29 protein-coding genes and 3 pseudogenes are annotated in these 24,848 nt (G+C 71.0%); 13 read left to right on the top strand and 19 right to left on the bottom strand.

Features of this window, described 5'->3' with window-relative positions:
* Window positions 1-90: 90 nt before the first annotated feature.
* The 3 genes from AC07AL_RS05610 to AC07AL_RS05600 form a co-directional block, all read right to left on the bottom strand.
* Window positions 91-1,071 (bottom strand): hypothetical protein, encoded by a 981-nt coding sequence (locus AC07AL_RS05610; RefSeq protein ID WP_363582851.1) that lies wholly within the window; start codon window positions 1,069-1,071, stop codon window positions 91-93.
* A gap of 160 nt (window positions 1,072-1,231) precedes the next feature.
* Window positions 1,232-1,498: a hypothetical protein gene (locus AC07AL_RS05605; protein ID WP_159398403.1), complete on the bottom strand. Its 267-nt coding sequence runs from the start codon at window positions 1,496-1,498 to the stop codon at window positions 1,232-1,234.
* Window positions 1,498-1,857, bottom strand: coding sequence for an ATP-binding protein (locus tag AC07AL_RS05600; RefSeq protein ID WP_363582853.1), 360 nt, complete (start codon window positions 1,855-1,857; stop codon window positions 1,498-1,500). Before AC07AL_RS05600 ends, AC07AL_RS05605 begins: the two co-directional genes overlap by 1 nt.
* A 221-nt stretch (window positions 1,858-2,078) precedes the next feature.
* On the opposite strand from AC07AL_RS05600, the gene AC07AL_RS05595 reads away from it, so the two are divergent.
* The 3 genes from AC07AL_RS05595 to AC07AL_RS05585 all read left to right on the top strand — a co-directional run bounded on the left by AC07AL_RS05595 (window position 2,079) and on the right by AC07AL_RS05585 (window position 3,383).
* Complete coding sequence (locus tag AC07AL_RS05595; protein WP_363582855.1) at window positions 2,079-2,942, top strand: helix-turn-helix domain-containing protein; 864 nt, start codon at window positions 2,079-2,081, stop codon at window positions 2,940-2,942.
* Window positions 2,935-3,126, top strand: a complete 192-nt coding sequence (locus AC07AL_RS05590) for a DUF397 domain-containing protein (RefSeq protein WP_363582857.1) — start codon at window positions 2,935-2,937, stop codon at window positions 3,124-3,126. The genes AC07AL_RS05595 and AC07AL_RS05590 overlap by 8 nt, the downstream gene beginning before the upstream one ends.
* Before the next feature lie 65 nt (window positions 3,127-3,191).
* Window positions 3,192-3,383: a DUF397 domain-containing protein gene (locus AC07AL_RS05585; RefSeq protein ID WP_400987788.1), complete on the top strand. Its 192-nt coding sequence runs from the start codon at window positions 3,192-3,194 to the stop codon at window positions 3,381-3,383.
* Window positions 3,384-3,436: 53 nt separating this feature from the next.
* Here AC07AL_RS05585 and AC07AL_RS05580 read toward each other — a convergent pair whose 3' ends face one another.
* Together AC07AL_RS05580 and AC07AL_RS05575 are read right to left on the bottom strand one after the other, a co-directional pair.
* Window positions 3,437-3,943 carry a DUF6624 domain-containing protein gene (locus AC07AL_RS05580; RefSeq protein WP_363582861.1) on the bottom strand — a complete coding sequence of 169 codons (507 nt, stop codon included), beginning with the start codon at window positions 3,941-3,943 and terminating at the stop codon, window positions 3,437-3,439.
* A 292-nt stretch (window positions 3,944-4,235) separates the two neighbouring features.
* Window positions 4,236-4,334 (bottom strand): annotated as a pseudogene (locus AC07AL_RS05575) (transposase); the annotation flags it as partial.
* A gap of 73 nt (window positions 4,335-4,407) precedes the next feature.
* Here AC07AL_RS05575 and AC07AL_RS05570 point away from each other — a divergent pair.
* Window positions 4,408-4,557, top strand: a pseudogene (locus AC07AL_RS05570) (IS630 family transposase); the annotation flags it as partial.
* A 72-nt stretch (window positions 4,558-4,629) separates the two neighbouring features.
* Here the strand turns inward: AC07AL_RS05570 and AC07AL_RS05565 are convergent.
* Window positions 4,630-5,007, bottom strand: coding sequence for a nuclear transport factor 2 family protein (locus tag AC07AL_RS05565; protein ID WP_363582862.1), 378 nt, complete (start codon window positions 5,005-5,007; stop codon window positions 4,630-4,632).
* Between the two features lie 150 nt (window positions 5,008-5,157).
* Between AC07AL_RS05565 and AC07AL_RS05560 the strand changes: the two genes are divergently transcribed.
* Window positions 5,158-5,349 (top strand): DUF397 domain-containing protein, encoded by a 192-nt coding sequence (locus tag AC07AL_RS05560; protein ID WP_400987790.1) that lies wholly within the window; start codon window positions 5,158-5,160, stop codon window positions 5,347-5,349.
* Between the two features lie 53 nt (window positions 5,350-5,402).
* Here the strand turns inward: AC07AL_RS05560 and AC07AL_RS05555 are convergent, their stop codons facing one another.
* Window positions 5,403-5,858 carry a hypothetical protein gene (locus AC07AL_RS05555; RefSeq protein ID WP_400805688.1) on the bottom strand — a complete coding sequence of 152 codons (456 nt, stop codon included), beginning with the start codon at window positions 5,856-5,858 and terminating at the stop codon, window positions 5,403-5,405.
* A 135-nt stretch (window positions 5,859-5,993) separates the two neighbouring features.
* On the opposite strand from AC07AL_RS05555, the pseudogene AC07AL_RS05550 reads away from it, so the two are divergent.
* A pseudogene (locus tag AC07AL_RS05550) lies at window positions 5,994-6,532 on the top strand (hypothetical protein); the annotation flags it as partial.
* A gap of 103 nt (window positions 6,533-6,635) precedes the next feature.
* On the opposite strand, the gene AC07AL_RS05545 reads toward AC07AL_RS05550, so the two are convergent.
* On the bottom strand, window positions 6,636-7,367 hold the full coding sequence (locus AC07AL_RS05545; protein ID WP_478316928.1) for an SDR family NAD(P)-dependent oxidoreductase: 732 nt from the start codon (window positions 7,365-7,367) through the stop codon (window positions 6,636-6,638).
* A gap of 94 nt (window positions 7,368-7,461) precedes the next feature.
* Here AC07AL_RS05545 and AC07AL_RS05540 point away from each other — a divergent pair, with 94 nt between their 5' ends.
* Complete coding sequence (locus tag AC07AL_RS05540) at window positions 7,462-8,313, top strand: LysR family transcriptional regulator (RefSeq protein WP_363618904.1); 852 nt, start codon at window positions 7,462-7,464, stop codon at window positions 8,311-8,313.
* A 386-nt stretch (window positions 8,314-8,699) separates the two neighbouring features.
* On the opposite strand, the gene AC07AL_RS05535 is transcribed toward AC07AL_RS05540, so the two are convergent.
* A complete protein-coding gene (locus AC07AL_RS05535) occupies window positions 8,700-9,689 on the bottom strand; it encodes a sterol desaturase family protein (RefSeq protein ID WP_478316926.1) in 990 nt (329 codons plus the stop codon).
* Between the two features lie 75 nt (window positions 9,690-9,764).
* Window positions 9,765-10,487, bottom strand: coding sequence for a hypothetical protein (locus tag AC07AL_RS05530; protein WP_400805684.1), 723 nt, complete (start codon window positions 10,485-10,487; stop codon window positions 9,765-9,767).
* 428 nt (window positions 10,488-10,915) lie between these two features.
* Between AC07AL_RS05530 and AC07AL_RS05525 the strand changes: the two genes are divergently transcribed.
* A complete protein-coding gene (locus tag AC07AL_RS05525) occupies window positions 10,916-11,968 on the top strand; it encodes a HEAT repeat domain-containing protein (protein ID WP_363582876.1) in 1,053 nt (350 codons plus the stop codon).
* Between the two features lie 34 nt (window positions 11,969-12,002).
* Here the strand turns inward: AC07AL_RS05525 and AC07AL_RS05520 are convergent, their stop codons facing one another.
* Window positions 12,003-12,251: a hypothetical protein gene (locus AC07AL_RS05520; RefSeq protein WP_363582878.1), complete on the bottom strand. Its 249-nt coding sequence runs from the start codon at window positions 12,249-12,251 to the stop codon at window positions 12,003-12,005.
* 305 nt (window positions 12,252-12,556) lie between these two features.
* On the opposite strand from AC07AL_RS05520, the gene AC07AL_RS05515 reads away from it, so the two are divergent.
* Complete coding sequence (locus AC07AL_RS05515; protein ID WP_363628761.1) at window positions 12,557-14,563, top strand: ricin-type beta-trefoil lectin domain protein; 2,007 nt, start codon at window positions 12,557-12,559, stop codon at window positions 14,561-14,563.
* Window positions 14,564-14,649: 86 nt separating this feature from the next.
* Here AC07AL_RS05515 and AC07AL_RS05510 read toward each other — a convergent pair whose 3' ends face one another.
* Window positions 14,650-15,243, bottom strand: coding sequence for a TetR/AcrR family transcriptional regulator (locus AC07AL_RS05510; RefSeq protein WP_363582882.1), 594 nt, complete (start codon window positions 15,241-15,243; stop codon window positions 14,650-14,652).
* A 138-nt stretch (window positions 15,244-15,381) separates the two neighbouring features.
* On the opposite strand from AC07AL_RS05510, the gene AC07AL_RS05505 reads away from it, so the two are divergent.
* The gene (locus AC07AL_RS05505; RefSeq protein ID WP_363582884.1) at window positions 15,382-16,338 is read left to right on the top strand and encodes an SDR family NAD(P)-dependent oxidoreductase; all 957 of its coding nucleotides are present in this window, start codon (window positions 15,382-15,384) and stop codon (window positions 16,336-16,338) included.
* Window positions 16,339-16,411: 73 nt separating this feature from the next.
* Here AC07AL_RS05505 and AC07AL_RS05500 read toward each other — a convergent pair whose 3' ends face one another.
* From AC07AL_RS05500 to AC07AL_RS05470, 7 genes are all read right to left on the bottom strand, one after another.
* The gene (locus AC07AL_RS05500) at window positions 16,412-17,005 is read right to left on the bottom strand and encodes a hypothetical protein (RefSeq protein WP_363582886.1); all 594 of its coding nucleotides are present in this window, start codon (window positions 17,003-17,005) and stop codon (window positions 16,412-16,414) included.
* Window positions 17,002-18,402 (bottom strand): hypothetical protein, encoded by a 1,401-nt coding sequence (locus AC07AL_RS05495; RefSeq protein WP_363582888.1) that lies wholly within the window; start codon window positions 18,400-18,402, stop codon window positions 17,002-17,004. The genes AC07AL_RS05500 and AC07AL_RS05495 overlap by 4 nt, the downstream gene beginning before the upstream one ends.
* A complete protein-coding gene (locus AC07AL_RS05490; RefSeq protein WP_350884316.1) occupies window positions 18,399-19,211 on the bottom strand; it encodes an ABC transporter ATP-binding protein in 813 nt (270 codons plus the stop codon). Before AC07AL_RS05490 ends, AC07AL_RS05495 begins: the two co-directional genes overlap by 4 nt.
* A gap of 32 nt (window positions 19,212-19,243) precedes the next feature.
* On the bottom strand, window positions 19,244-20,071 hold the full coding sequence (locus AC07AL_RS05485; protein ID WP_478316923.1) for a zf-HC2 domain-containing protein: 828 nt from the start codon (window positions 20,069-20,071) through the stop codon (window positions 19,244-19,246).
* Window positions 20,068-20,628: an RNA polymerase sigma factor gene (locus AC07AL_RS05480; protein WP_350884320.1), complete on the bottom strand. Its 561-nt coding sequence runs from the start codon at window positions 20,626-20,628 to the stop codon at window positions 20,068-20,070. The genes AC07AL_RS05485 and AC07AL_RS05480 overlap by 4 nt, the downstream gene beginning before the upstream one ends.
* Window positions 20,629-20,747: 119 nt before the next feature.
* A complete protein-coding gene (locus tag AC07AL_RS05475; RefSeq protein WP_363582892.1) occupies window positions 20,748-21,212 on the bottom strand; it encodes a MarR family transcriptional regulator in 465 nt (154 codons plus the stop codon).
* Between the two features lie 124 nt (window positions 21,213-21,336).
* Window positions 21,337-22,107 (bottom strand): HAD family hydrolase, encoded by a 771-nt coding sequence (locus AC07AL_RS05470; protein WP_363582894.1) that lies wholly within the window; start codon window positions 22,105-22,107, stop codon window positions 21,337-21,339.
* 148 nt (window positions 22,108-22,255) lie between these two features.
* Between AC07AL_RS05470 and AC07AL_RS05465 the strand changes: the two genes are divergently transcribed.
* The 3 genes from AC07AL_RS05465 (at window position 22,256) to AC07AL_RS05455 (ending at window position 24,823) form a co-directional block, all read left to right on the top strand.
* Window positions 22,256-22,783, top strand: a complete 528-nt coding sequence (locus AC07AL_RS05465) for a GNAT family N-acetyltransferase (RefSeq protein WP_363582896.1) — start codon at window positions 22,256-22,258, stop codon at window positions 22,781-22,783.
* A 115-nt stretch (window positions 22,784-22,898) separates the two neighbouring features.
* Entirely contained in the window at window positions 22,899-24,134 is a 1,236-nt protein-coding gene (locus AC07AL_RS05460; protein WP_363582898.1) for a sensor histidine kinase, read from the top strand.
* A complete protein-coding gene (locus AC07AL_RS05455; RefSeq protein ID WP_363582900.1) occupies window positions 24,131-24,823 on the top strand; it encodes a response regulator transcription factor in 693 nt (230 codons plus the stop codon). The genes AC07AL_RS05460 and AC07AL_RS05455 overlap by 4 nt, the downstream gene beginning before the upstream one ends.
* The last annotated feature ends 25 nt before the right edge of the window (window positions 24,824-24,848 follow it).

Below are 24,848 nucleotides of genomic sequence, written 5' to 3'. Positions count from 1 at the left end.
AGGTACGCGCAGGTCACGGAAGGTGCCTGGAAACGGATGTGGCCCGGACCACCTCGTGGGGTCCGGACCATCACTCACACGTTCACGCGTCTACTCTAGCTCCCCTTCGGAGGCGGCTCCCTCCGGCTCGGAGCCTCCCGAGCTCAGCCCGGCGAGTCGCGCCCCGGCGGCCTCGCGGACCTCCGGTACCTCCATCGGGTCGTCCCGCAGGTGGGCGAGGCGTTCCCGGACGTGGGGGCGGTCGGGGGCGTGCGCGACGGCCAGGAGGCGGGCGTCGGCCTCGCAGTCCCAGAGGCACTCGGTGTACACCTCGGCCAGCCCGGCGGGGGCGACGGCGGCCAGTGCCTCCAGGTAGGCGGGGCGCTCGGAGGAGTGCGGCGTCCACAGCCAGAAGCGGCGCAGCAGCGACGCGGCCCCGGCCGCTTCGGGGCCGAACCGGGCCAGGCCCCGGGCGGTGCGCATCGGGCCGCACCACTCCTGGGCCGCCCACTGCCGCTCCAGCTCGCCCGTCGCCATGGACGGATCACTCGCGCCGCCGCCGTGCTCCGGCAGCAGGGCGGGCGGGCTCGCGCTGTCCCGCTCGGGGGCCGGGTCCGTCGAGCCGCGGGGGCCACGCCGCCGGCGTACGTCCTGCCCGTCACGGACGTCCTGCCCGGCCGCCAGGTCCTCCCACCACTGGGGCGGCCAGACCACGGCCACCGACTCCAGGACGGCCACCCGGTGCTCGCCCTCGCGGACGTGGGTGCGGAGTGCGTCCCGGGCCTCGGCGGAGCCGCCGAGCGCCAGCAGCTCCAGGACTCCGGTGGCCCGCAGGCAGGTGTCCTCGTCCCCGGTCAGCAGTTCGACGATCGGTCCGACCGGCAGTTCCAGGTCCCGGACGAGCCGCGCCAGGTAGAGGTGCCGGTCGTCCACCTGCCGGTCCCAGCGCCAGTCCCAGCGGATGCACCCGTAGACCAGGTCGGCGGCTGCCGCCGGGTCCTCCGCCGCCATCCGCGCGCCCAGGCCCCGGCCGCGCTGCAACAGCCCGGGCAGGGTGCCTGCCGGGGCGTACTCGTATCTCCGCTGTGCCACGTGCCCAATCGTCCCTCAGCCCCCGACGGCTGGGCGGCGGGGGCTGGGGGTGGGGGTGGGGGTTAGGTGTCGTCGGGCGGGGTCGCGCGGAGGGCGGTGATGACGCCCAGGACGACGGTGGCGATCGCCAGGGCGAGGAGGACGGCGAAGGCGGTGGCGATCAGGAAACGCACGAGTCGTCGCCTCGTTCGGCGGCGAGGAGGAGGGAGAGGAGGTTGAGGAGAGTGGAGGCGGGGGCGGCGTTGAAGCGGACGAGGATGCGGCCGTCGATGGTCTTGTCGGTGGTGGCCGAGGGCCAGATCAGGCCGAACCTCCGGCCACGCTCCTGGACTTCGGCGAGGAGCGTGTGGATGTGGTCGTCGGTGTAGTGCCGGATCCGGGGGTCGGTCGGCAGCATGGGGCGACGGCGCGGGAGGGGGAAGGACATCAGGCGGCGTCCAGCTCGAACCACACCATTTTGCCGCGTTCCTGGGGGTCCACGCCCCAGCGGTGGGTGAGTCCTTCGATGAGTTGGAGGCCCCGACCGGACTGGGCGAGGGGTGCCGGCTCCTGCTTCTTGGGGAGGTCCGGGCTCTCGTCGCTGACGGACACCCGGAGGGTGGGGCCGACGGCGAGGATGAGGACGAGCGGCGCGGGGGTGCCGCCGTGCCGCCAGGCGTTCACGAGCATTTCGACGAGCGCGAGTTCGGCGTCCGCAGTGGCCGAGGGCGAGTACCCGCAACGACCCATCGCGTCCCGGAGGGACTGGCGGGCGATGGCGAGCGAGGGCGTGTTGAGGTGACGCATGGGAGTTCTCCCGAGGCGTGATGGTGAAGGAGAGGAAACGGCGGACACGCTGGCCAGCGAGCACCACTGACGGTCCGTCGGATCGCTGTGACATTGACCATAGCGCAGCTGAGTATCCAAATTTCTACACTCTCGGGAAGTTCCCCCTATGGTGGTAACTGGTGGACCGGCGCTCGACGAGCGCGGCACACTTGGCCGGACTGCACCTTCGGAAGGAACCCATGCCTCCACGCTCCAACCCGACACTCCGCCAGCGCAGGCTTGGCACCGAGCTACGGAGGATGCGCGAGCAGGCTGGCTACGGCGGCTCAGAACTCGGCCGTATCGTCGGCATGAGTCCAGCCCAGGTAACCCAGATGGAATCTGGACGGATCGGCATCAGTGTCGACCGCCTCAGCATCATCGCCGCAGCCTGCAACTGCGCCAACCGCCCACTGATCGACGCCCTCGCCGAAATAATCGCGGAGCGCGGGAGAGGCTGGTGGGAGGAGTACCGCGAGGTCCTGACAACGGACTTTATCGAGGTCGCGGAGATCGAAGGCTACTCGACAGCACTCGCCACCTGTACGACCACCTACATCCCCGGCTTGTTGCAGACCGGCGCCTACGCCTCCGCAGTCTTCACACGGGTCTATCCCCCGCTGTCCCGCCCGGACATCGACGTCCGAACCGCGTTCCGGGTGCAACGACAGCAGATCGTCCGCTCGGGCAAGACTCCACTTCAGGCATTCATCCACGAAGCCGCGCTGCGAATGCAGTTCGGCGGACCCAAGGTGCTCTCCGAGCAGTTGGACGCGCTCGTCGAAGACTCCGAGCACAGCGGGATCTCAATCCGCGTAGTGCCCTTCGCTGTCGCCACCTTCCCTGGAGCCTCCGAGAACCTCACGTTCGCGAAGGGTCCCATTCCCGAGTTGGATACCGTCCAGATGGATGTCGCCCAAGGCGTCCTGTTCTTCGAGTCCCCAGCAGACCTGGCCAAACATCGGGCGATCTTCGCTCGCATGGACTCCCTTGCGCTCTCCGAGGAGAAGTCGCGGGACCTCATCCGATCAGTCAAGAAAGAAGTGGAAGACAGCTATGCCTGAGTCGAAGTGGCAGAAGTCCAGCTACAGCGGCGCGACCAATGAGTGTGTCGAGGTCCGCACCATCGACGGCTTGGTCGAAGTCCGCGAGTCCGACGAGGGCCACCTCATCATCCCCACCACCCCCGCCCACTTCGCCGCCTTCCTCCAAGCCGCCAAGACCGGCGAGTTCGACCACCACGCCTAGACACACCACAGCGCAGGAAGTCGGCCAACCCGACTTCCTGCGCCGAACAACCAACGGGACCCCAGATGACCGACACCAACTGGCAGAAGTCCAGCTACAGCGGGGCTTCCAACGAGTGCATGGAGATCCGCACCGCCGACGGCCTGGTCGAACTCCGCGAGTCCGACGAGGGCCACCTCATCATCCCCACCACCCCCGCCCACTTCGCCGCCTTCCTCCAGGCCGCCAAATCCGGCGAGTTCGACCACCACGCCTAGGGCCTGTCCGGCGGATCAGGCGCGAGCGTGGTCCGCCGAATGCCCAGAGCGACTCAGGCCTGCGAGAACTGAGCGACGTACTCAGCGAACGCCGGGATGCCGACTTCTGCACGGCGCTCGTCCATGTGCTCGGGATCCTCGCAGGGCCACGGGATCGGCGAGCCGTCCTTCACGCCGGCGATCTGCGTGCCGTAGATCTGCTTCTGCCCTTCGTTCACAAGCGTGCGATCACGCAGGAAGGCGAGATCGCGCGGGCTGGCAGCACCGCTGGCCACCGCCTGCTCCATCAGCCCCAGCGCGCGCCGCTGAATGTCGAGCTGACGGTCGGCGTGCTGCGCGATCAGCCACGCAGCCCGAGCGGCGTCCTCGCCGACCAGCTCCGCGGTCGGCCACCCGTGCGCGTCCATGATCTCGCCGAGACGATCCGCGTGCTGCGCGGTCAAGCGGCGCCACGCCAACTGCTCCGCCGGGTCATCGCTGTTCGCCTGGCGCGCGGCCTGGTGATCTGCCGCAACCATGGCAGTGAGCTCTGCGGCCACTGCGGCGATGTCGGATGCCATCCCTACTCCACGTCAGATCGAGGTTTTCGCTGGTCATCCGCAACCTTAGGTGCGCAAATCACGACAAAATCTCCTCCCGGAGGACGGTGACAGACGCGTCCGAATGTTGGGATACTTGATCTATCCGCGGAGCCGGAGCCGGATCGACGCAACATTGACAGTCCCGTGAAAGACGTAGGCGCGCTTCTCATAGCGCGCCGCGACGGCGCGGAAGTGCTTCAGTCGATCCACTGGCCCGGCGTGATCAGTAGGGCCAGCGGCCGGCAGCCGCCTTCCCCCGCCAGGTGGACTTTGCCCAGGTCCCGTCTGCGGACCAGCGCCGATGCCGCTCGTAAACGGTCTTCCAGCTCCCGAAACGCTCGGGCAGATCACGCCAGGGCACTCCCGTTCGGACGTGGTCGTGACGGTTGGATGTGCGGTGACGTCCCTTCGACCGCTGGAGGCACGGTGGCTGGGCCTGTCATCAAACCCAGGCACTGCACCGCTACCTGCGCCGGCGCAACGCCAACGCCCGCCACCCCGACGTACTCGCCGCCCACCGCAAGGAACGCGCCAGCATCCGCGGCGAGAAGGGCATCCGCTGGGGCGGACGCCCCCTCGACGCCGCAGCCTGACCGACCCCGAACCGCAGCCCCGGAGTGCCGAAAGGGACAGGTTCACGAGAAGGACAGCGGCAGAAGGACGGCTCAGGAGGCGGACGGCTCGATCTCCCCCGCGAAGACGATGACCTGGTCGATGAGGCTCCGCCGCAGATGGACGACGTCCGTTCCCGCCAGGCGGGGGCCCCCATCCGGCGTGGTGAAGACCCACTGGTACCGGGCCCACTCGCCAGGCATGTCCACCGCTGAGCAGCGCGCCATCGTGCCGGCCCCCGCCGGGTGGCGCCGGATGTCCAGCACGAACTGCTCGACCGCCGCGATTCCTTCGCTGCGACCCAACGGCCCCCAGAAGACCACGTCTGAGGTCAGGGCCTGGGAGAGCAGGGCAGTCACATAGCTGTCGTCCGAGGCGTTGAACGCGGAGATGAACGTGTCGATCGCGGAGCGTGCCGTCTCTTCCTGCATGCCCCAGTAATACCAGCCGTTGCGCGTGCGCTCGCCCCGCGAGCCGCCTTCCGATCACGTCGGACCATCCCGGTCACAGCACTGGACACACCACAGCGCAGGAAGTCGGCCAGCCCGACTTCCTGCGCCGAACAACCAACGGAGCCCCAGATGACCGGCACCAACTGGCAAAAGTCCAGCTACAGCGCCGCGAACAACGAGTGCGTGGAGATCCGCACCGCCGACGGTCTGGTCGAACTCCGCGAGTCCGACCAGGGCCACCTCACCCTCCCCACCACCCCCGCCCACTTCGCCGCCTTCCTCCAGGCCGCCAAAGCCGGCGAGTTCAACCACCACGTCTAGATGAATGAGTCCAAGGGATCCGGGTTGGCCGCAACGAGGCTGACTGCGCCTGCTCAGTCCAGGCGCCGCCGGTAGTAGGAGATCGTGACGACCGCGAGCAGCGGCCCCCACAGCAGCAGTGGGGCGTAACAGGCGTCCATCACGACGAGCGCCGCCCCGGTCGGGGCTCCCTGTGCCCCTCCGAAGCCGCCCGCCCGGGGGATCGTCAACAGCATCAGAACGGCCGCGCCGAGCAACGCCGGAATCACCGCCGCCAGCGGCGCGACACGCTTCCCTCCGATCAGCGGGATCCAGCCCGGCACCACCTCGCCCCAGGGCTTGACCAGCCCAAGGGTGAGCAATGTGAGCCCTTCGGTACCCAAGCTCATCGCGATGCACATGGCGCTGAACCAGCCGGGGATGTCCAATCCCGTGGTGTTGAATCCCACCGGCATGCCGACCCCCATCGCGATCCGCCAGATCCCGGACGGCACCGCGGTGAGTGCCGCAATGTGCGCGACTCGGACCACCCAACGGGCAGGAGACTGACTCTCGGAGGCCGCAGCGGCTGTCGGTGTCCCAAACGTGACCATGGCCCCATGCTGTCCCGCGGTCCGCCCCGCCGAATCATGCGCAAGGTCCAACTCAAATCCCCCGCAGGGGGGATGGAGAACCTCGGCTTCGACCGGACAGTCGCCGACACCCGACTGACCGCACGCCAACCGAGTCCAAGGGATCGTCTGCGGAGATGGCGCGAGGGCGTCCAATGTAGGTGTGCGAAGGCAGAATTGGACACCCTCGCAACGGCGCTCCACGTAAGGATCGACGACCAGCTGAAGGCTTCGCCGGACTTCCGCCGCCTGTTCCCGCACCTGCCCCAGCAGTCCGGGTACAACAAGCGGCTCCGCAACGCATCCGAGCTGATCAAGCACATGATCTGGGCGGACTGCCGGTCCTGTTCGCACTCACCCGCGCGAAGTCCGACGAACGCGAGTCCCTGCACGGCATGCTCGATGCCGCACCCGACGTCGTCGCCGCCCATCCGAGGCAGACGATCATCGGCGACAAGAACTACTACGGCCACGACTTCGAGCACGACCTCACCGAGCGTCACCTGGCGTGTGTCCTGGCGCTCACCGCCGCGATCTGGTTCAACGACAAGACCGGCCAACCCGTCAAGCGATCCCTGATCGCCTTCGATCACGCAGGAAGTCGGCCAGCCCGACTTCCTGCGCCGAACAACCAACGGAGCCCCGGATGGCGCGGGCGAGGCGGCCTCACCCCGGCGGGTGAGGCCGCCGTGCGCATCACCAGGGCACTACGCCGGCGTCCTCGAAGAACTGGCCGGTCGGGCCGTCGTCGGGCAGGGTCGCGAGCTTGATCGCGATCGCCGCGCCCTGTTCGGGGGTGCGCACGCCGCGGAAGCCGTTGAGGTCGGTCGCGACGTAGCCGGGGCAGCCCGCGTTGATCAGGATGTTCGTGCCGCTCAACTCCCGGGCGTACTGGAGGGTGACGGCGTTCAGGAACGTCTTCGACGGCGCGTACGCCACGGCCACCGGACCCGCCGTCTGCTCGGCAGCGGCTCCTGACTGGCGGGTGAGGGAGCCGACGCTGCTGGACATGTTCACGATCCGCGGTGAGGCGGAGCGGCGCAGCAGCGGCATCATCGCGTTGGTGACGCGGATGACGCCGATCACGTTGGTCTCCACGACCGTCCGGATGGTGGCGGGGTCGACCCGGGTGGGCTCCTGGGGCACGCCGCCGGTGATGGCGGCGTTGTTGACGAGCACGTCGAGGCGCCCGGCCCGTTCCTCGATCAGCCGGGCGGCGGCGGTCGCGCTCGCGTCGTCGGTCACGTCCAGCGGTACGCCGAACGCGTCGACGCCGGCGGCGCGCAGCCTCTCCACCGCGGCCTCACGGCGCTGGTCGTCGCGGGCGCCGACGCCGACGCTCCAGCCGAGGGCGCCCAGGCCCGCAGCAATCTCGTAGCCGATTCCCTTGTTCGCGCCGGTGACCAGCGCAGTCGTTCGTTCGCTCATGGGGCCATGCTGCCGCCGGCCCCCGGTCGGGGTCCAAGACCGATCGGGTGGGAACCGATACCGTCTGGGTATTGATCCGGAGTACCGTGGCCGGATGGAGACCCGGGAACTGCGCTACTTCGTCGCTGTCGCTGAAGAGCTGCACTTCGGGCGCGCCGCGCAGCGCCTCGGGATCGCGCAACCGCCGCTGTCACGGGCGATCCAGCAGCTCGAACGACGGCTCGGGGCAGCGCTGCTGGATCGGACCAGCCGCACCGTCACGCTGACGGAGGCCGGCTCGGTCCTGCTGGTCGAGGGCCGGGCGGCCCTGGAGGCGGTCGACGCCGCCGAGCGTCGGACCCGCCGCGCCGCCGCTTCCCCCACCGGCCGCCCCGGCCTGGTCCTGGTCACGAAGGCCAGCGCGTCCAGCGAACTGCTGGCGGAACTCCTCGACGCGTACGCCGCCGAACCCGGCGCGGTCCCCGTCGACGTCATCCTGTGCGGCCCGGCCGAGCAGGCACGATTTCTGCTCGAAGGCCGGGCGGACGTGGCGCTGCTGCACCGGCCGTTCGACTCGACGGCCAGGCTCCACACCGAAGAACTCGGCACGGAGGGCCAGGTGGTGGTCCTGCCGGCCGGGCATCCGCTCACCGCCCGGGACCACGTGCACATGGCCGACATCACCGGGCTGCCGGGCCTGCCCCTGCCACGCTGGCCCAACCCCGACGGCACCTACCCACCCGGCCCCGGCCCCCAGGTCCGCGACCACGCGCAGCTGTTGCAGCTCGTCGCGCTCGGCCGGGCTTGCGCGGTCTCACCGGAGTCGTGCCGAGCCCGACTGCACGGTGACCTCGCGGCCGTGCCCGTGCTGGACGCGCCGAAGGTCACCACCGTGATCGCCTGGCCACCGCACAGCCGGTCCAGGGCCGTCGCCGACTTCGTCCGGACGGCGACACGTCTCCGGTAGTTCCGACCTGCCCGGCCGGGTTCCACCTGTCGTGGCCCGGCTCGACCGTCACTGGACATCGCCGTCACGACCAGCGGAAGTCCCAGCCGGTGGAACTCCCGTGCGACCGTGGGCGATCGCCGAGGACCAGGGGTGAAGGCAGCCGCCTCCGCGACGCCTGTCGAAGTTGCGTTTTCCCCGGCCCAAGTGGCCTCTTGCACCGGCCATTGCGGGGGCCCCGAACAGGTGACGGATCGCGAGACGCCCCACGCGCAGGAAGTCGGCCGGCCCGACTTCCTGCGCCGAACAACCAACGGGGAACAACCCACCACCCGCCGCCAAGCAGCCGAAGCCGGCGGGTTCGACCACCGCTCCCCAGTGCCGCTCACGCGCCGCCCGCCGCGGGATCAGGCGCTGCCCGCCTTTTCCTCGACCAGGACGGCGCCGGAAGCCGCTTCGGCCTTGCGCAGCGGAAGTTTGGACCAGCGGAAGGGAGCCAGCAGCAGGCCGAGGTAGGAGTCCGGCAGCCGGACCTGGTCGGCCAGGCCGATGTCCTCGGGCGGCATCCGGTCAGCGGGCAGGTAGAAGGTCCCGAACAGCAGATCCCACAGGACGACCTTGCCGCCGAAGTTCTTGTTGGCTTCGCTCAGGTCCCTGGAGTGGTGCCAACGGTGCCCTTCCGGTCCGGGCACCAGGTAGTTCAGCGGGCCCAGACGGACGTCCATGTTGGAGTGCATGGTGACGCCGTGGCAGTTGTAGAAGGTGAGGAGGATGATCAGGCCGGAGAGGCTGTGCAGCGTCCACCCGGTCAGGGCCAGCGGGAAGACGATCGCCACGTCGTCGAGGAAGAAGTCGATGGGGTGGAACCGGGCGGAGTTGAGCCAGTAGAGCCGCTCCGAGCTGTGGTGCACCGCGTGGAAGCGCCAGAAGACCCGCGAACCGTGAATCCAGCGATGCATCCAGTAGTAGAAGAACTCTCCCACCAGGAGCGCCAGCGCGGCCTGGGCGACGGGAGGCCAACTCGTCGGCCACAATGTGCTGTCCAGCTCTTCGGAAAGCAGGACGGATCCGGCGAACAGGACCGAGAGGAACAGCGGCTCGATCAGCCGGGCGACCACCAGCAGGGCCACCAGACTGGAGGTGGCGTCCGAGACGACGTCCTTGCGCGAGCGGTTCCAGCCCTCGTAGAACGGCTGGACCCGCTCCAGGACGGCCACGTACACCGAGGCGAAGAGGGTGACCATCGGCACGATGGCCCACTGCGGGAACGAGGTGTCGACCAGGGTGATGGATGCCCCGAGTGTCAGCACCATGAGGATCGGATAGCTGAGATAGCGGATGGTGAAACGCAGGGTTCTCCGCGCGCCGCCGAGTTCTGTTTCCGTCGTTGAATTCATTCCTGATCTCCCCGTGGACTTCTTCGGACTTCTTCAGGCTTCTTCTGCACCCCTCCGCGCGGGACGGGCAGGTATCTACTGGCTTCCGGGGATCTGCTGCCATATCCGGACCGGCCCCAACGGCGAGAATCCGTTTGCCTCGGCAGCCGCCAGCTCCGCGTCCCGCTCGTACCCGACCAGGTCGATTCCCGGTGCCTCTTCGTGAGCACAGGAGATGAGACCGGCCCATGTCCGGGAAGATTCCCCCGAGGGTCCGAAGACGTTCGACACCCCCGCCACACCATGGCTCAGGTGGAGCACGGCTCCCGCCACCAGGCCGTCGCCCGAGAATCCCCCGAGGAAGATCACGCCGTCATCGAGCAGAAGGGTTTCGGGGAACGTGTTCACCGACGTGTCGCCGCCCGCCCATGCCCGCTCCCACGTCCGCAGCTCATCGGTGCCGGTGATACGCCGCCACCGCTGGTCGGCGCCGTCCCGTGACGCCACCTGCGCCGGGGCCGCGGCTGCGGCCGGCCGGTGGATCCACTCCGCCTCGATGAGAATGCGATAGTTCCCCGGGAGGAGGTCGGCGTTGGCGAAACTGTCCTTGACGAAAAGCGGCCCCAGCGGCGCCTCCCGCAGTACGTCGAGAACCTCCGAGCCGGACATCGACGGGCTCAGGATCACCAGGTTCGGGTAGTACGTGAGACTCTTCTTCAGATTCACCCACGCGACGTCGGAGATCTCTCCGGAGAACCCGTGCGCCCGACACATCGCCTCGCACCAGGACGAGTTGTTCCGGGCGGCGGCAAGCAGCATCGGCGCCACCGGAGGGGCGGCGGCCGGAGCCCGGCCATGGCCGAACCATCTCACCGGGAAGGCCGCGACCGAGCGAACGGATCGGCACCAACGGACCCACAACCTCGTAACGTCCACCAACTCCCTTTCGTCAAGGCCGACTCCGCAGCCGGCCGGCTTCCGCACCGCCGACCCTTCGAAAGGGATGGGCCCTGTCCGGGAAATCCCCTGACGACCCAGGCCGAGCGCCTTCAACGACCTTCTTGCACATCGGCGTTGCGCGGCGCTCCGCTATGATCACCCCTGCTCATGACCACGTCAAGATCCTTCCCGAGGGCACCTGCGACACCCGCACACGCCCGCCGGCGTCGACGCGTCCGTGGACCGGAAGCGCGGTCGGGCCGACAATTCCCGCGCGCACTCGCGGTTTCGTGCACCAGAATGCCCGCATGGAAACGGACACCGTGGCGGAACTGGTCACGCGGGCACTGTCGGCAATGCGCGCCATCACCGCCTCGGACGATCCGGACGACCACGACGGCTGGAACGAGTACTCACCGCTGCTGTGGCGGGCGGCCGCCGACGAGGCGGCGCTGCCGCTCGGCCTGGAGCTGATCGGTTCGACCGATCCGATCGAGCGCACAGCGGGCTGCGACCTGCTGCGCGACACCAGCTATCACCACGAGGCAACCCGCGCCGGGACGGCCACCGCACTGGTCGCCCTCGCGCAGCGGGAGACCGACGACCACGTGCTGCGGGCCCTGGCGCGCGCGATCGAGCAGACGCACGACCCGCGCGCCGTCCCCGTCCTCGTCGCCCTCGCCGGGCATCCTGACGCCGAGGTCCGCGAGGGGGTGGCCCGCTCGTTCGCGGAGGTCCTCACCGGCCTGCCGGACGGGCCGGACATCCACACCCTCATCAGGCTGACCCAGGACCAGAACCCGCACGTCCGCGACTGGGCGACGTTCACCCTCGGCGTCCAGTCCGCGGCGGACAGCCCCGCGATCCGGGCCGCGCTCTGGGCGCGGACGGCCGACGAGCACGACGAGACCCGCATGGAAGCGATCCACGGACTGGCCAGTCGGCACGACCCCCGCGTCGTCCCGCTCCTCGCCGAACTGATCGGCAGCCCCGAGGGCGCACACGCCCTCACGTTCAGCGCGGAGCCGATCACGGACGACCCCGAACTCCTGCCGCCCCTCCCGGAGTACGAGCCCGGAGACGACTGGACCACCGACGCCGTGAACGCCTGCAACCCGGTCCGGCGGGCCCGCCTCGACGCCTTCGCCTGGGAACTGGTCTGCACGCTCCACCGGCTCCGCCCCGACCTGGACGCCGCCGTCTCGATGGAACGCTGCGGCTGGGGCCGCTCCCTCGACATCCACGCCGCCTCGGAGCCGACGGGCTACGACATCGAGGCGCTGCTCACCCGCGCGGACGGCGACCCCGCGCGCGCTGCCGAACTGGTCTCGACCGACCTGCCGAGAATCCAGCCCGACTGACACCTCGCCCCTTTCGGGAGCCGAGACTTCGGGTCTAGCCCTTGGTGCCCCTGCCGCTCAGGAGGTCCGCGATGCGCGCGTCGACCTGCTCACGGTCGTAGCCCCGCCGCACGATCTCGAACGCCGGCGGGGGTGGCGGCGAACCGGCTTCGGACAGGGCCCTGAGATAGAGGTCGACCTGCTGGCGTTCGTAACCACGCCGCACCAAGTCGAAGCCACGGAACTCTGGCGATGCTGACACTTCGCGGGTCCTCCAACCTTCGGTATCCACGTTCGTCGTCATGACACGGGCTACAGCAACCCCGCTGCGGCCACCGGTGATCACCGGCGTGGCCGCGGCTCCCACCCTAGACTCTGCCCACCGACAGGTGGCGCCCGATGTCCTGATGCCCCGAACTCCACCTCCGCCACCGGAAGCCGGTTGACGGGTCATCCGGCATTCGGGTTCATCCGAAAACCCACCGGCCGGGGTGGCGTAAAAAGGCGTCAAGACTCTCGATCTCGCCATATGGATTCCGTATGGAGTCGCGGGGCGGAGGATTCCGATGTCTACGATCCATCTTTGCCGAGTAGAAAGATGGATCTGACATGAAACCCCTGTCCCGCCTCAAACGCGCTCTGGCCTGCGGAATCGCCGCAGTCGCCGGGGTCGCCGGCCTGACCGTGCAGGCCCAGGCCGCGGAGTCACCCCTCCACGCGGACAAGACCTGCGGAACCCCGGCCTCGGTGGGCGGCGGCAACTGCATGACCGCGCTGATCGGCTCCGCCTTCGACACGATCAGGCTCATGCGCAACGCCGCCAACCTCAACAAGCTGGACAACGCGGAGTTCACCCAGAGCACCGCGTCGAAGTTGAGCGCGAAGTTTCCCGGGTTCAACGTCATGGTGTTCAAGACCGTGGGCACCGACCTGTATGACACCGAGTGGTTCAAGAACGAGTACAAGTCCGACATGAAGGGGGTGTTGATCGACACCACCTACAAGCTCAACCATTTCATGGACAAGGAGAAGAAGGAGCCCTCCGGCTACGACATATTCCGGATCTGGGTCTTCCAGGGGGACTCGACCATCCGCAACCGCGGCGACGGCGGTTACATGAACTGGGCGTTCATCGGCAATGACGGCGACACCGTCAAGAAGGAGCCGTGGACCTGCCGGGCGGGCACCGCACGGCCCTACAAGTGCGACGGCGACGTGCGCACCATCCACTTCCCCGCGCGGTCCGGCTACGGCACCAGGACCGGCAGCCTGACCCCCGACTCCAGCCCCGGCTACCACGCCTGCCTGGACGTCAACGGCAACGGCAACGCGAACGGCACCCCCGTGCAGATGTGGGAGTGCAACGGCAGCGACGCCCAGAAGTGGACCTACAACGGGTACAAGCTCCAGGCCGCCAACGGCAAGTGCCTCGACCTGGAGGCCAACAAGACCGCGAACGGGACCAAGCTCCAGGTCTGGGACTGCCTGGAGATCCCCGGTCAGCGCTGGAACATGTCGGCCAGCGGCGGTTTCCGGCACATGGCGGACATGGACGACCGGTCCAAGGACGTCTGCATCGACGACTTCAACGGCCAGACCGCCAACGGCAGCACCGTGGCGGCCTGGGCCTGCGGCTCCGAGGACAAGCGGGACGCGCCCAACCAGAACTGGGCCTGGGGCGGCACCCCGCCGACCACCAACCCGCCCACGCCCGGCGGAGGCGGCGGCAGCAACGGCGCCGACGTGACCCTGAAGCTCGACAACGGCCTGGGTGCCGTCCCGGTCAACGGCTCCGCCGGCGCGTCGGTCGTCGCCGGGATCCGGGGTGGCAACGAGTCCAAGTGGAAGCTCACCCCGGTCGGCGGCGGTCGCTACCGGATCACCAGCTCGTACGGGCTGGAACTCACCGAGAACAGCAACTACATGGCCGAACTCCAGCCGTGGAGCAACTCCTCGAAGCAGAAGTGGGAGCTCGTCGGAGTCGGCAACGGCAAGTACCAGATCCGGATCTCCGACGACGACTGCCTCGCCCACGACGCCGACTTCAAGCAGCTCGGCGTGTGGACGTGCAAGTCGGGCTGGCAGCAGGCGTGGGTTCTGGAGTCCGCGTCCGGCGGCGTGATCACCCCGACCGATCCGACCAACCCGACGAAGCCGGACCCCAAGCCCAAGCCGGACCCCAAGCCGAAGCCGGACCCGAAGCCGGACACCAAGCCGACCGTCCCGACCGAGCGGCCGCTGTTCCTGAAGCTCTCCAACGGCCTGGGCGCCTCGGCCCCCACCGAGACCTCGACCTGGGGCGCCCCGATCGTGGGCGGGATCCTGGGGTACAAGGGGTCCACCTGGACGATCAAGCCGCTGGGCGGGGACCGCTACCGGATCGTCAACGACCTCGGGTACAACCTCACCGAGAACCCCGAGACCTACGTCGCCGAGCAGCAGGCGTGGGGCAACACCTCCAACCAGAAGTGGGAGTTCGTCGGCCTCGGCAACGGCAAGTACCGGATCCAGATCGGCGACGACGACTGCCTCACCCACGACTCCGACTTCAAGCAGCTCGGGGTGTGGAGCTGTGAGGGCGGCTGGAAGCAGGAGTGGTCCTTCCAGCTCCTCTGACCGACCAGGCCAGGCCGGCCCGTATCAGGCCAGGCCGGAGTCACGGCGAAGGGCGCCGGCCGCACGGACGGCGCCCTTCGCCGTTCTCAGCGGGCTCCCCGCCCGGAGGCGGCGTGGTAGCGCAGGCCGTCCATCAGGAGGTCGAGGAGGCGTTCCATCCGGGCGTGGTGCTCGGGGGTGGTCGCGGCCATGGACAGGCCGCTGAGGCTGAACAGCACGTCCTCCGGTTCGACGTCGGCGCGCAGCGCGCCCGACTCGGCCCCGGCCCGCAGGAGTTGGGTGATCGCGGCGGTCAGCATCGCGCGGCTGTGCGAGAAGGGGTCGTTGCCGGAGGCTATGAGCGCGCGCAGCGCGTCGGACATCCCGCGCTTGGTGGTCATGTAGCGGACGAAGCCGTCCATCCAGGCGCGCAGCGCGGCGTCGGGCCCCCTGCCGTCCAGCAGTTCCGCGGCGGAGTCGCACAGCTTGGCGAGTTCGCTGCGGTAGACCGCCTCGACGAGTTCCTCGCGGGTGGCGAAGTGCCGGTAGAGGGTGCCGATGCCCACGCCGGCCTCCTTGGCGATCGCCCCGAGCGTCGCGTCCGGCCCGTCCTGGGCGAAGGCCCGCGCGGCCACTTCGATCAGTCGGTCGCGGTTGCGGCGCGCGTCGGCGCGCAGCGGCCGGGGGTCGGCGGTGGTCACGGCTGGTCCTCCTCGGGTTGCAAACGGAGGATGCTCCGCTTAGCCTGGAGACATGCGGAGGGCCCTCCGGTTTCCACTCTACCGGCCGCCCCCTCCCGCGCACCCCCAGCTCCGGTCACCCAGCCAGACGGGAAGATCATGAACGCCAACACCCCGCGCCTCACCACCCCCTTCGGCGCCGAGTCCACCGCCGCCGAGGTCGTCTCCGGCACCGACCTGACCGGCCGCCGCGCCGTCGTCACCGGCGGCGCCTCCGGCATCGGCGTCGAGACCGCACGCGCCCTCGCCTCGGCGGGCGCGCAGGTCACCCTCGCGGTCCGCAACCTCGACGCCGGCGCCCGCACCGCCGAGGACATCACCGCGACCACCGGCAACAAGGACGTCCGGGTCGCGCCGCTGGACCTCGCCGACCAAGCCTCCGTCGCCGCGTTCGTCGCCGCCTGGGACGGGCCCCTGCACATCCTGGTCAACAACGCCGGCGTGATGGCCTCGCCCGAGCTCCGCACGCCGGAGGGCTGGGAGCTCCAGTTCGCCACCAACCACCTCGGGCACTTCGCGCTGGCCACCGGCCTGCACGCGGCCCTGGCCCGGGACGGCGGCGCCCGCGTGGTGTCCGTCAGCTCCAGCGCCCACCACCGCTCCCCGGTCGTCTTCGAGGACATCCACTTCCGCGAGCGCGCCTACGAGCCCTGGTCCGCCTACGGCCAGTCCAAGACCGCCAACGTCCTGTTCGCGGTCGAGGCCGCCAAGCGCTGGGCGGCGGACGGCATCACCGTCAACGCCCTGATGCCCGGCGGCATCCGGACCGCCCTCCAGCGCCACGTCTCCGAGGAGGAGCTCGACCGGCTGCGCGCCCAGGCCGCCAACGGCGCAGAGCTGCTGTGGAAGACCACCGAGCAGGGCGCGGCGACCTCCGTCCTGCTCGCGGCCTCACCGCTGCTGGCGGGCGTCAGCGGCCGCTACTTCGAGGACTGCAACGAAGCCGTCCGCGGCGAACTCAGCGCCCGCAGCGGCGTCGCCGACTACGCCCTCGACCCCGAGGCGGCCGCCCTGCTCTGGCAGGTCTCGCACGACACCCTGGGCAGCCGCGACTGACGGTCCGCGGCAGAACGCCCCGCGCTCCGCTCCCCCGACTCGCCGAGGGGAAGCGGAGCGCGGGGCGGGCCCGTTACCTGCGCGGTCCCGCCAGGGCGTAGGCCCCGGCGCCGGTCACCAGCAAGGCCACCGCGGCCCAGGTGGACGCCTCCGTGCCGGCCGGGTAGACCATCCAGCCGAGCGACTTCCCCACGACGTTGGGCGGCATCGGCGGGACGAGGACGGTGATCGCGAGCCAGCCGGTCGGCAGGGTCCAGGCGAGGTGCGCCCCGCACAGCACCACCCCGAGCCCGGCCAGGCCGACCAGGCCCGCGCTGTCCCGGACGACGACCTCGGTGGGGGCGAACTTCGGCCCCGCCGCCTGGACCGCCAGCAGCGCCGCACCGGCGACCGCGCCGATCAGCAGCGCGTGCGCCGCCCGGCGGGGCGCCCACCGGATCGCGGCCGTCCTGTCCAGTGCGGGGTCCTGCCCGCCGAGCCCGACGGAGCCGGCCGCCACGCCCGCGGCGAGCACGAAGTACGCGACCGGGTTGATCGAGTCCGCCGCATCCGCCGCACCCGTACCGCCGCCCCGGTTGAAGGCCCACACCACCAGCGCGATGAACGTGACCGCGGCGGCCGACGTGGGCACCTGCCGTGAACGCGCGTACAGCATCAGCCACCTCACTGCGACGCCTCCCCGGCCAGCTTCTGCATCTGCTTGTACCCCGCGCAGGAGAGGGCGGCGGCGTGCAGCTCGACGATCTGCGAGCGCTGCTCGGCCGGTGGCAGCGCCATCAGCTTCTGCCACGCGGCGTCGGCCTCCGCCCAGAGCTTGATCGCGTACGCGTCGGTGCCCTTCTCCTTCAGCGGTTGGAGCTGGGGGTCGTGGAGGGCCCAGCTCACGGCGAGGCTCTGGCCGAGGACGTCGTAGCTCCCCCCGCCCTCCCGGTCGTTGTCCGGGTAGCAGCTCGGTGCCAGGCCCCTGCCGATCAGCGCGCGGGTCAGCTTCTCACCTGTCGCGTCGGCGAGCATCCGATCGTTGAAGTCGACCAGCAGCACGTCTGCGGAGAGTTCGCGCGCCTCGGCGAGCTCGTGCAGCGCGGTGTCCTCGCGCACCGAGGTCGGCGCCTTGTCGCCCAGGACGTCGTGCAGCACGCGCATCGCGTCCTTGCTGCGCAACGCGAGCTCGGCCAGGCGCGAACGGCTCGCCTGCGTCACGCACACCGGCCCGTCGCACACCAGCGTCGCGGCGGCCTTGTCGACGACGTAGGTGTCGCGCGCAGCGGCCGGGATGACCAGCAGGGCCAGGGCCAGGCCGGCCAGGACGGGAGTCACCGCGAGCAGCCGGGCCCGGCGGGTCACGGCCACCAGCAGCGCGAAGCCGGTGGCGAGCAGGCCGAGCAGCCAGAGCGTCTGGCCGAGGTGGACGGAGCCGGCCAGGGTCAGCAGCATCTGCCGCGGCTCCGCGGTCGCCGGGTTCAGCTGGGCGAAGCGGTTCGACACCCTGCCCGTCGGTACCGCCCCTTCACTGTTCACGCGCAGGAGCAGGCCCGTCGCCACGAGGACGACCACCACCAGCGCCGGCGGGGTGAGGACGGAGGGCAGCGCCCGCGCGACACCCATGCCGAACACGGCGCCCGCGACCAGGGCCAGTACCGCCACCAGTGAGATCGGCAGCCACCCGAGGGGGGTGTAGGTGGTCGGACCGAGCGCCACCTGGATTCCGCCCGCCAGGACGAGCAGGCCGAAGCCCGCCGCCAGCGCGAGCGCGATCGCACCGGTCGGCAGCGCCGCACGGCGCCAGGCCGGCAGCGGCGTGGTCGACAGCAGCTCGGTCATCCCCGAGCGGGGTTCGCGCAGCCCGTACACCGCCCCGATGCCGACCACGAACGGCCACCAGAAGGACAACAGGGACCGGGTCCACATGGCCATGGTGGTCCACTGGGCCGTCCACCCCGCGGTGCCGTGCCACCAGAACGCGTCGAACGGGAAGAAGACCGCCAGGCTGCCGCCCAGGACGACGACTCCGGCCCACGGGGCGGCGGAGCGCTTCAGTTCGGTTCGCAGCACACGTCCGTTCACCAGGCGCTCCCCTGCTGCCCGGAGTTGCGGAGCAGCGCCGAGTAGCCGCGCTCCAGGGGGCTGTCGCCCGGGTGGTCGGGGCTGCCTGCCGCACCCAACTCGTCCGGCGTGCCCTGGAAGACGAGGCGGCCGTCGGCGAACAGCACCACGTCGGAGCAGGCGGCCGCGACGTCCTCGACCAGGTGGGTGGAGACGACCACGCAGGTGTCGCGGCCCAGGTCCTGCAACAGCTCGCGGAAGCGCAGCCGCTGCGCCGGGTCCAGGCCGGCCGTCGGCTCGTCCAGCAGCAGCACCGCGGGGGAGTTGACGATGGCCTGGGCGATGCCGGCCCGCCGCACCATGCCGCCGGACAGGGTCTTCATCCGGTGGTCGGCGCGGTCCGCCAGGCCCACCCGTTCCACGGCCCGTTGCACGGCCCCGGGGATGTCCGCCTTCGGCACCTCCTTCAGCCAGGCCATGTACTCGACGAACTCGCGCACCGTGAAGCGCTTGTAGTAGCCGAAGTCCTGCGGCAGGTAGCCGATCTGGCGGCGCAGGGCCCGGTGGTCGCCCACCCTGCCCCCCAGGGAGGTGCCGAGCATCTCCAGTTCGCCCTCGGTGGGGCGCAGCACGGTGGCCAGCGTCCGGATCAGGGTGGTCTTGCCCGCCCCGTTGGGCCCGAGGAGCCCGTGGGCGCCGATGCCCAGGGACAGGTCGAGCCCGTCGACGGCCATCTTGCTCCGTCCGACGCGCACCCTCAGGCCGCTGGCCCGGATCTCCCAGGCGTAGGTCTTCGGCGCGGTGTCGGCCGCGCTCGCCGTATACGTCATGCGATGGTCCCTTTCCAGGGTGGACATGGGTTTCACAGCGTTGAGTACGCGTCCCTGCGGGTGATCACGGCGCAGATGCCGAGCGCGAGGAGCAGCCCCCACACGGGCAACTGGTCGCGGTGCAGGGCGAGTTCGAGGACGGCGGGGATGCGGCCGGTGACGAACGCGGGCACCACGACGGCGGCGCCCCACGCGGCCACCAGCCCCACGGCGGCGCGGGTCACGCCGACCACGCTGCCCAGCGCCAGGGCGGTGGAGGTGAAGGCCAGAGAGGGCAGCAGCCACTGCGCGACCGTCGTGTTCCCGGTCAGCCATCCCCCCAGCAGGAGCCCGGGCACGACCACCACGAGGACCGCGGTGGTGCGCCTGAGCAGCAGGGCCAGGCCGGCCCGGGCGGTCGAGGCGGTCAGTTCGTACGCCGGGTCCAGACCGCGCGACCACGATGCGGCGACACCGCACAGCGGCAGCACGGGCGCGATCAGCGCCACCATCGAGGCGCCGCCGAAGACCTTCGCCGGCGCGGCCACGTCCAGCAGCAGCGCCACCAGGGTGACGACGGCGGTCATCGCCAGCCACGGGGTCATGGCCGGTGTCAGCCAGGCCGACACCCACGTCGGGCGGTGCCGCCGCCGGGGCGCCCCGACGGACACGCCCAACTGCGCGTCCAGACCGGCCCGGACGGTGTCGACGAGCGCGGCGACGCCGGGCGCCTCGGTGGCCACGGAGGCCGCCAGCAGGCTCCGGCACGGCGCGCACGTCTCCAGGTGGGCCTCCAGCGCCCACACCGTGTCCGCGGCCATCGCCGTGTCACCACGCGCGTAGTCGTCGATCAGCCGCCTCGACGCGTGTTCCGCGTTCATGCCAGCGCCTCCCGCATCGCGATCCGGGCCCGGCGGGCACGGGTCTTGACCGTGCCTTCGGGCAGTCTGAGCAGGACGGCGGTCTCCCGGACGGAGAGCCCGTCGAGCACCGTCGCCTGTAGTACGTCTCGGAGTTCCGGCGCCAGCCGCCGCAGGGCGTCGCCCACGTCGCCGCCGACGGTCCCGGCGAGCGCCTCCTCCTCCGCCGCGGGCACCACGGCCCGCTCGGCGGCGGCGGCCGGCGGTTCGGCGTGGTGGGCACGACGGCGGAAGGCGTCGACGAGGCGGCGCGCCGCGATCGTCCACAGCCACCCGACGGCCGTCCCGCCGACGGCGCTCCCGGCGAACGCGCCGGCCGCGCGCCACACCGCCAGATAGGTCTCCTGCATGACCTCGGCGACGATCTGCTCGTCCGCGCAGCGACGGCGCAACCGCACCGCCAGCCACGGCGACGTGCGCCGGTACAGCTCGTCGAACGCCGCGCGGTCACTTCTGGCGATCAGCCGGACGAGGCGTTCCTCGTCCAGCTCGTCCAGTGCTCTCCTGCGTGATCTCACACCAGCCAGACGCCCGCGACCGCGCGCAGGTTCTGCGTTCGACGTGACCTGCGTCACATGAGAGCAGCGCAGGAAGTCGACCTACCCGACTTCCCGCGCTGCGGCCACCTCGACACCCTTCAGTCGGGCAGGTTCCCGTCGCCCCCCAGGTTGGCGACCATCCGACGCAGGACGTCGATCGTGGTCGCGAACTCGGCCGCGCCGATGCCCTCGTGCGTCTGCCGGTGCACCCGCAGATTGCGCTCCCGCGCCCGGAGGCGGCCGGCCTCCCCCGCCTCGGTCAGCGTCATGGCCCCCGCCTCCTCCGTCAGCCACCCCCGGGCGACGAGGTCGTCGAAGACGCCGCCGAAGTCGATCCCGAGGTCCTCGTACCTCGCCAGCCGCTCGACCAACGCCGCCCGGGTCCACCGGCCCGGATCTCCGGCCACGTGGTTGAGCGTCCACCAGTGCGGCTGCGTGAGGTCCTCCACCGCCAACTGCGCACGGAGGGCCCCGACCACCCGCCGGCACGCCTCACCGCTCCACGCGCCGATGGGCTGGGCGGCCAGCTCCTCCTGCGAGTACTCCCGGACTGCCATGTCCATTCGCCCCCTTCGAGCGATCACCGGAACACGGCCACCGTAGAACCTCAACCGCCCTTGAGATCAAGGCTGGTTCAGAAGGCGGCCGCCCGGATCAGGCACCTGTGGCGGCAGGCACCCCGGCGCCCTACCGGTCCTCGGCCGTCCGCGCCAGCAGCGCGATCTCGGCCGCCACCGCCTCCGGTTCGGCCGCGACGCTGACGTGGGCGACGCCGTCCAGCCCGGAATGCGTGCCGACCCGCACCGCCCGCTCGGCGTTGCGCAACAGGTCGAAGTCGTTGATGTCGTTGCCGAAGGCCGCGTACGCGCCGATGCCCATCGACGTCAGGGCCTCCCACTTCGTCGTGGAACCGGGCGCGAAGTCGATGATCGCCTCGTCGAGGTGGTGGTTCACCATCAGCCCGAGCCCCCGGCCGGCCTCGGCGAGTTCCGCCATGTCCGACGCCTCGACGACCAGGAACTTCACCACCTCGGGCAGCTCGGCCAGCTCCACCCGGCTCGCCAGGCCGCCCTGGTCGACGCGGCCCCGGATCGGGTGGTCCACCGGCCCGGTGTACGCGTAGTCCCAGGGCCCGTCCGCGAGATAGCCCGCCTCGTAGCGCGCGACCGCCGCCATCAGCCCGCCCAGCACCGCCGGTTCGAACACGGCCCGGGCCCGCACCTGCCCGTCGACCGACACCAGGCTCCCGTTCCCGCCGATCAGCATCGCGGCCGGGAAGGCGCCGTCGAGCACCGGCAGCATGTCCCGAACCGGCCTGGCCGACGCGAAGACCACCCGGTACCCGGCCCGCTCGCACTCCCCGATCGCCGTCAGGATCCGACCGTCGATCGTCCGCCCGTCGAAGCAGAGCGTGCCGTCGAGATCGAAAACCACCGTGCGGGTGCGAAGGTTGACCATTCCCGGATGATATCCGTCCGTTCGGAGCCCGCGATGTGATCCCCACGACGCCGCCCCCGACACCCGTTCGACCGCGATCGCCACCGGTGCTCCAACCTCCCGAAAGCCGCTTGCCGGGCGGGCGACGGCCCCCGTACCGTCGCCCGACATGACCCCGACCCTGCGTACCGAGCGCCTGCTGCTCGACCCCTACGTCCTCGCGGACGAAGAGGACTTCGTGGCGCTGTTCCAGAACCGGCAGGTGTCCCGGTGGATGGGCGACGGCCCGCAGTCCGAGGCCGAGGACCGGGCCCTGTTCGGCCGCGTCTTCACCCAGGTCTACGCCTCGAACCGGTTCGACGTCTGGGCCGTGCGGCACGACGGCCGCCTCGTCGGGCACGCCGAGATCAAGCCCACCACCGTGGTCGAGGGCTTCGAGATCGTCTACGCGCTGGCCCCGGAGGCGTGGGGCCGCGGCCTGGGCACCGAACTGGCGGCCGCGATCGTCGACTACGGCTTCACCGCCCTGGGGCTGGCCGAGGTGCACGCGACGGTCGCCGACGCCAACCTCGCTTCGCTGGCGTTGCTGGGCAGGATCGGCTTCCGGCACGTCCGCGACATCACGGAGGACGACGGCAGCACGACCCGCCTGCTCACCCGGGGCCGCGCCGATGCCTCCGGGGCCGCCTCGCCGTAGCTTTCCCGCCGGAGCAGAAACGCCGAGGCCGGAAGGACCGAGGCCGGAAGGCCGGAACGAACGCTCCCCCGATCGGGGGAGGACCCCCACGAGCTGCGCCGCAATACTGGTGATCATGATCAGGGGAATCCGGCCGCTGCTGCGCGGCTCCACGTACTCGGGTGTGCTGTTCGCCTTCCTCGGCGCGCTGGCGAGCCTGCCGCTGCTGCCGTTCGCGATGCTGCCGATGATGGCCTGGCCGTCCGGCCCCTACCTCGCACGGGCGGTGCTCACCCTGCTGGCCTGGGCGGCGCTGCTCGCCGTGGTCGGGCTGGCCCGCACCACCCGGCGGGTGCTGATCGGCGGCGCCCGCCGGCTGCTGCGGGTGCCGCTGCCGGATCCGGTGTCCGACACCCGGGCGGCGGACACCCCCGGCACCGACCGCTGGCGCACCCCGCTGTGGCTGCTGCTGCACGTGGCGCTGGGCTGGGTGGGGGGCCTGGTGAGCCTCGTCCTGCTCGGCGCGGCCGTGGCCCTGCCGGGCGGCTGGGTCTCCGGTGATGCCCGGCTGAGCTGGCCCGACCGGTCGGTGCAGGTGACGGGCGTCTGGAGCTGGGTGGTGGCGGCGGCCTGCCTGCTGCTGGCGCCGGTGGTGTGCGCGGCGGTGGCGAGCGCCCTGCGCGGTCTGGCCCCGAAGCTGCTGGGGCCGTCGGCGGCCGAGCGGCTGGCGATGGCGGCGGAGCGGGAGCGCCGGCTGGCCGAACGCAACCGGCTGGCGCACGAGTTGCACGACTCGATCGGGCACACCCTGACGGCGGCCACGATCCAGGCGGCGGTGGCGGGCGAGGTGCTCTCCGCCGACCCGGTGGCGGCGCGGGCCGCCATGCGCAGCATCGAGGAGTCGACCCGGGCCGCCCTGGAGGACCTGGACTACGTGCTGGGTGCGCTGCGCGAGGAGGAATCGGGGGCGGCCCCGGCCCGGACCTTGGCCGACCTGCCCGAGCTGCTGGACCGGTTGCGGCACGCCGGCGCGGTGGTGGAGCCGGAGCTGTCCGGCGAGCTGGCGCAGGTGCAGGGGACGCTCTCCCGAGCGGCGTACCGGATCCTCCAGGAGGGGCTGACGAACGCGCTGCGGCACGGAGCCGGCGGCCCGATCGAGGTCCGGGTGGCGGCCGGGCCGGACACCCTGGAGCTCAGCGTGGTCAACCGGACCGGGACGGGTCCGCGCCAGGGCGCCTTCCCGACGTCCGGCCACGGCCTGCCGGGCCTGGCCGAGCGGGTCCGGCTGCTGCACGGCGAGATCGAGGCCGGGCCGGACGGGCCCCAGGCCTGGCGGCTGGCCGTGCAGTTGCCCGTGCGGTTGTCGGCATGACCGGCCCGGACCCCACCGACGCCCCGGGCAACGCCCCCGTCACCCTCCTGATCGCGGACGACGACGAGGTGACCCGCAGCGGCCTGCGCACCCTGCTCGCGGTGCAGCCGGGGATCACGGTGGTCGGGGAGGCGTCCGACGGCGTCGACGCGGTCGACCAGGCGCAGCGGCTGCGGCCGGACGTGGTCCTGATGGACGTACGGATGCCGCGCCGCAACGGGATCGAGGCCACCCGGCAGCTGCTGGCCGAGTCGGCCGCGCCGCCGAAGGTCGTGGTGATCACCACCTTCGAGAACGACGGCTACGTCACCGCCGCGCTCAGCGCGGGGGCGAGCGGGTTCGTGCTGAAGCGGCTTCCGGTACGGCAGATCGCGGAGGCGGTGCGGGTGGCGGCGGCCGGGGAGGCGATCCTCTTCCCGGCGGCGCTGCGCCGGATGGTCTCCGCCCGCCCGCTGGACTCCGCCGAGGCGCTGCCCCGGGCGGCGTTGACGGTGCGGGAGGAGGAGGTGCTGCGGTCGATGGCCACGGGCCAGTCCAACCCGGAGATCGCGGAGTCGCTCAGGGTGAGCCTGGAGACGGTGAAGACGCACGTCGGGAACGTGCTGACCAAGCTCGGCGCGCAGAACCGGACCCACGCCGTGGTGATCGCGTACGAGTCCGGCCTGGTGGTGCCGGGGCTCGCCGGCTGACCGGCCGCCCCGACGACCCCCTCAC

The organism is Kitasatospora sp. NPDC043949 (assembly GCF_056435365.1).
This window is presented reverse-complemented; position numbering and strand designations above follow the sequence as displayed.

Coding starts and splice junctions, on each gene's coding strand:
- AC07AL_RS05605 (WP_159398403.1), bottom strand. CDS start 1,498: ATGTCCTTCCCCCTCCCGCGCCGTCGCCCCATGCTGCCGACCGACCCC.
- AC07AL_RS05600 (WP_363582853.1), bottom strand. CDS start 1,857: ATGCGTCACCTCAACACGCCCTCGCTCGCCATCGCCCGCCAGTCCCTC.
- AC07AL_RS05595 (WP_363582855.1), top strand. CDS start 2,079: ATGCCTCCACGCTCCAACCCGACACTCCGCCAGCGCAGGCTTGGCACC.
- AC07AL_RS05590 (WP_363582857.1), top strand. CDS start 2,935: ATGCCTGAGTCGAAGTGGCAGAAGTCCAGCTACAGCGGCGCGACCAAT.
- AC07AL_RS05585 (WP_400987788.1), top strand. CDS start 3,192: ATGACCGACACCAACTGGCAGAAGTCCAGCTACAGCGGGGCTTCCAAC.
- AC07AL_RS05580 (WP_363582861.1), bottom strand. CDS start 3,943: ATGGCATCCGACATCGCCGCAGTGGCCGCAGAGCTCACTGCCATGGTT.
- AC07AL_RS05565 (WP_363582862.1), bottom strand. CDS start 5,007: ATGCAGGAAGAGACGGCACGCTCCGCGATCGACACGTTCATCTCCGCG.
- AC07AL_RS05560 (WP_400987790.1), top strand. CDS start 5,158: ATGACCGGCACCAACTGGCAAAAGTCCAGCTACAGCGCCGCGAACAAC.
- AC07AL_RS05545 (WP_478316928.1), bottom strand. CDS start 7,367: ATGAGCGAACGAACGACTGCGCTGGTCACCGGCGCGAACAAGGGAATC.
- AC07AL_RS05540 (WP_363618904.1), top strand. CDS start 7,462: ATGGAGACCCGGGAACTGCGCTACTTCGTCGCTGTCGCTGAAGAGCTG.
- AC07AL_RS05535 (WP_478316926.1), bottom strand. CDS start 9,689: ATGAATTCAACGACGGAAACAGAACTCGGCGGCGCGCGGAGAACCCTG.
- AC07AL_RS05530 (WP_400805684.1), bottom strand. CDS start 10,487: ATGCTGCTTGCCGCCGCCCGGAACAACTCGTCCTGGTGCGAGGCGATG.
- AC07AL_RS05525 (WP_363582876.1), top strand. CDS start 10,916: ATGGAAACGGACACCGTGGCGGAACTGGTCACGCGGGCACTGTCGGCA.
- AC07AL_RS05520 (WP_363582878.1), bottom strand. CDS start 12,251: ATGACGACGAACGTGGATACCGAAGGTTGGAGGACCCGCGAAGTGTCA.
- AC07AL_RS05515 (WP_363628761.1), top strand. CDS start 12,557: ATGAAACCCCTGTCCCGCCTCAAACGCGCTCTGGCCTGCGGAATCGCC.
- AC07AL_RS05505 (WP_363582884.1), top strand. CDS start 15,382: ATGAACGCCAACACCCCGCGCCTCACCACCCCCTTCGGCGCCGAGTCC.
- AC07AL_RS05490 (WP_350884316.1), bottom strand. CDS start 19,211: ATGACGTATACGGCGAGCGCGGCCGACACCGCGCCGAAGACCTACGCC.
- AC07AL_RS05485 (WP_478316923.1), bottom strand. CDS start 20,071: ATGAACGCGGAACACGCGTCGAGGCGGCTGATCGACGACTACGCGCGT.
- AC07AL_RS05475 (WP_363582892.1), bottom strand. CDS start 21,212: ATGGACATGGCAGTCCGGGAGTACTCGCAGGAGGAGCTGGCCGCCCAG.
- AC07AL_RS05470 (WP_363582894.1), bottom strand. CDS start 22,107: ATGGTCAACCTTCGCACCCGCACGGTGGTTTTCGATCTCGACGGCACG.
- AC07AL_RS05465 (WP_363582896.1), top strand. CDS start 22,256: ATGACCCCGACCCTGCGTACCGAGCGCCTGCTGCTCGACCCCTACGTC.
- AC07AL_RS05460 (WP_363582898.1), top strand. CDS start 22,899: ATGATCAGGGGAATCCGGCCGCTGCTGCGCGGCTCCACGTACTCGGGT.
- AC07AL_RS05455 (WP_363582900.1), top strand. CDS start 24,131: ATGACCGGCCCGGACCCCACCGACGCCCCGGGCAACGCCCCCGTCACC.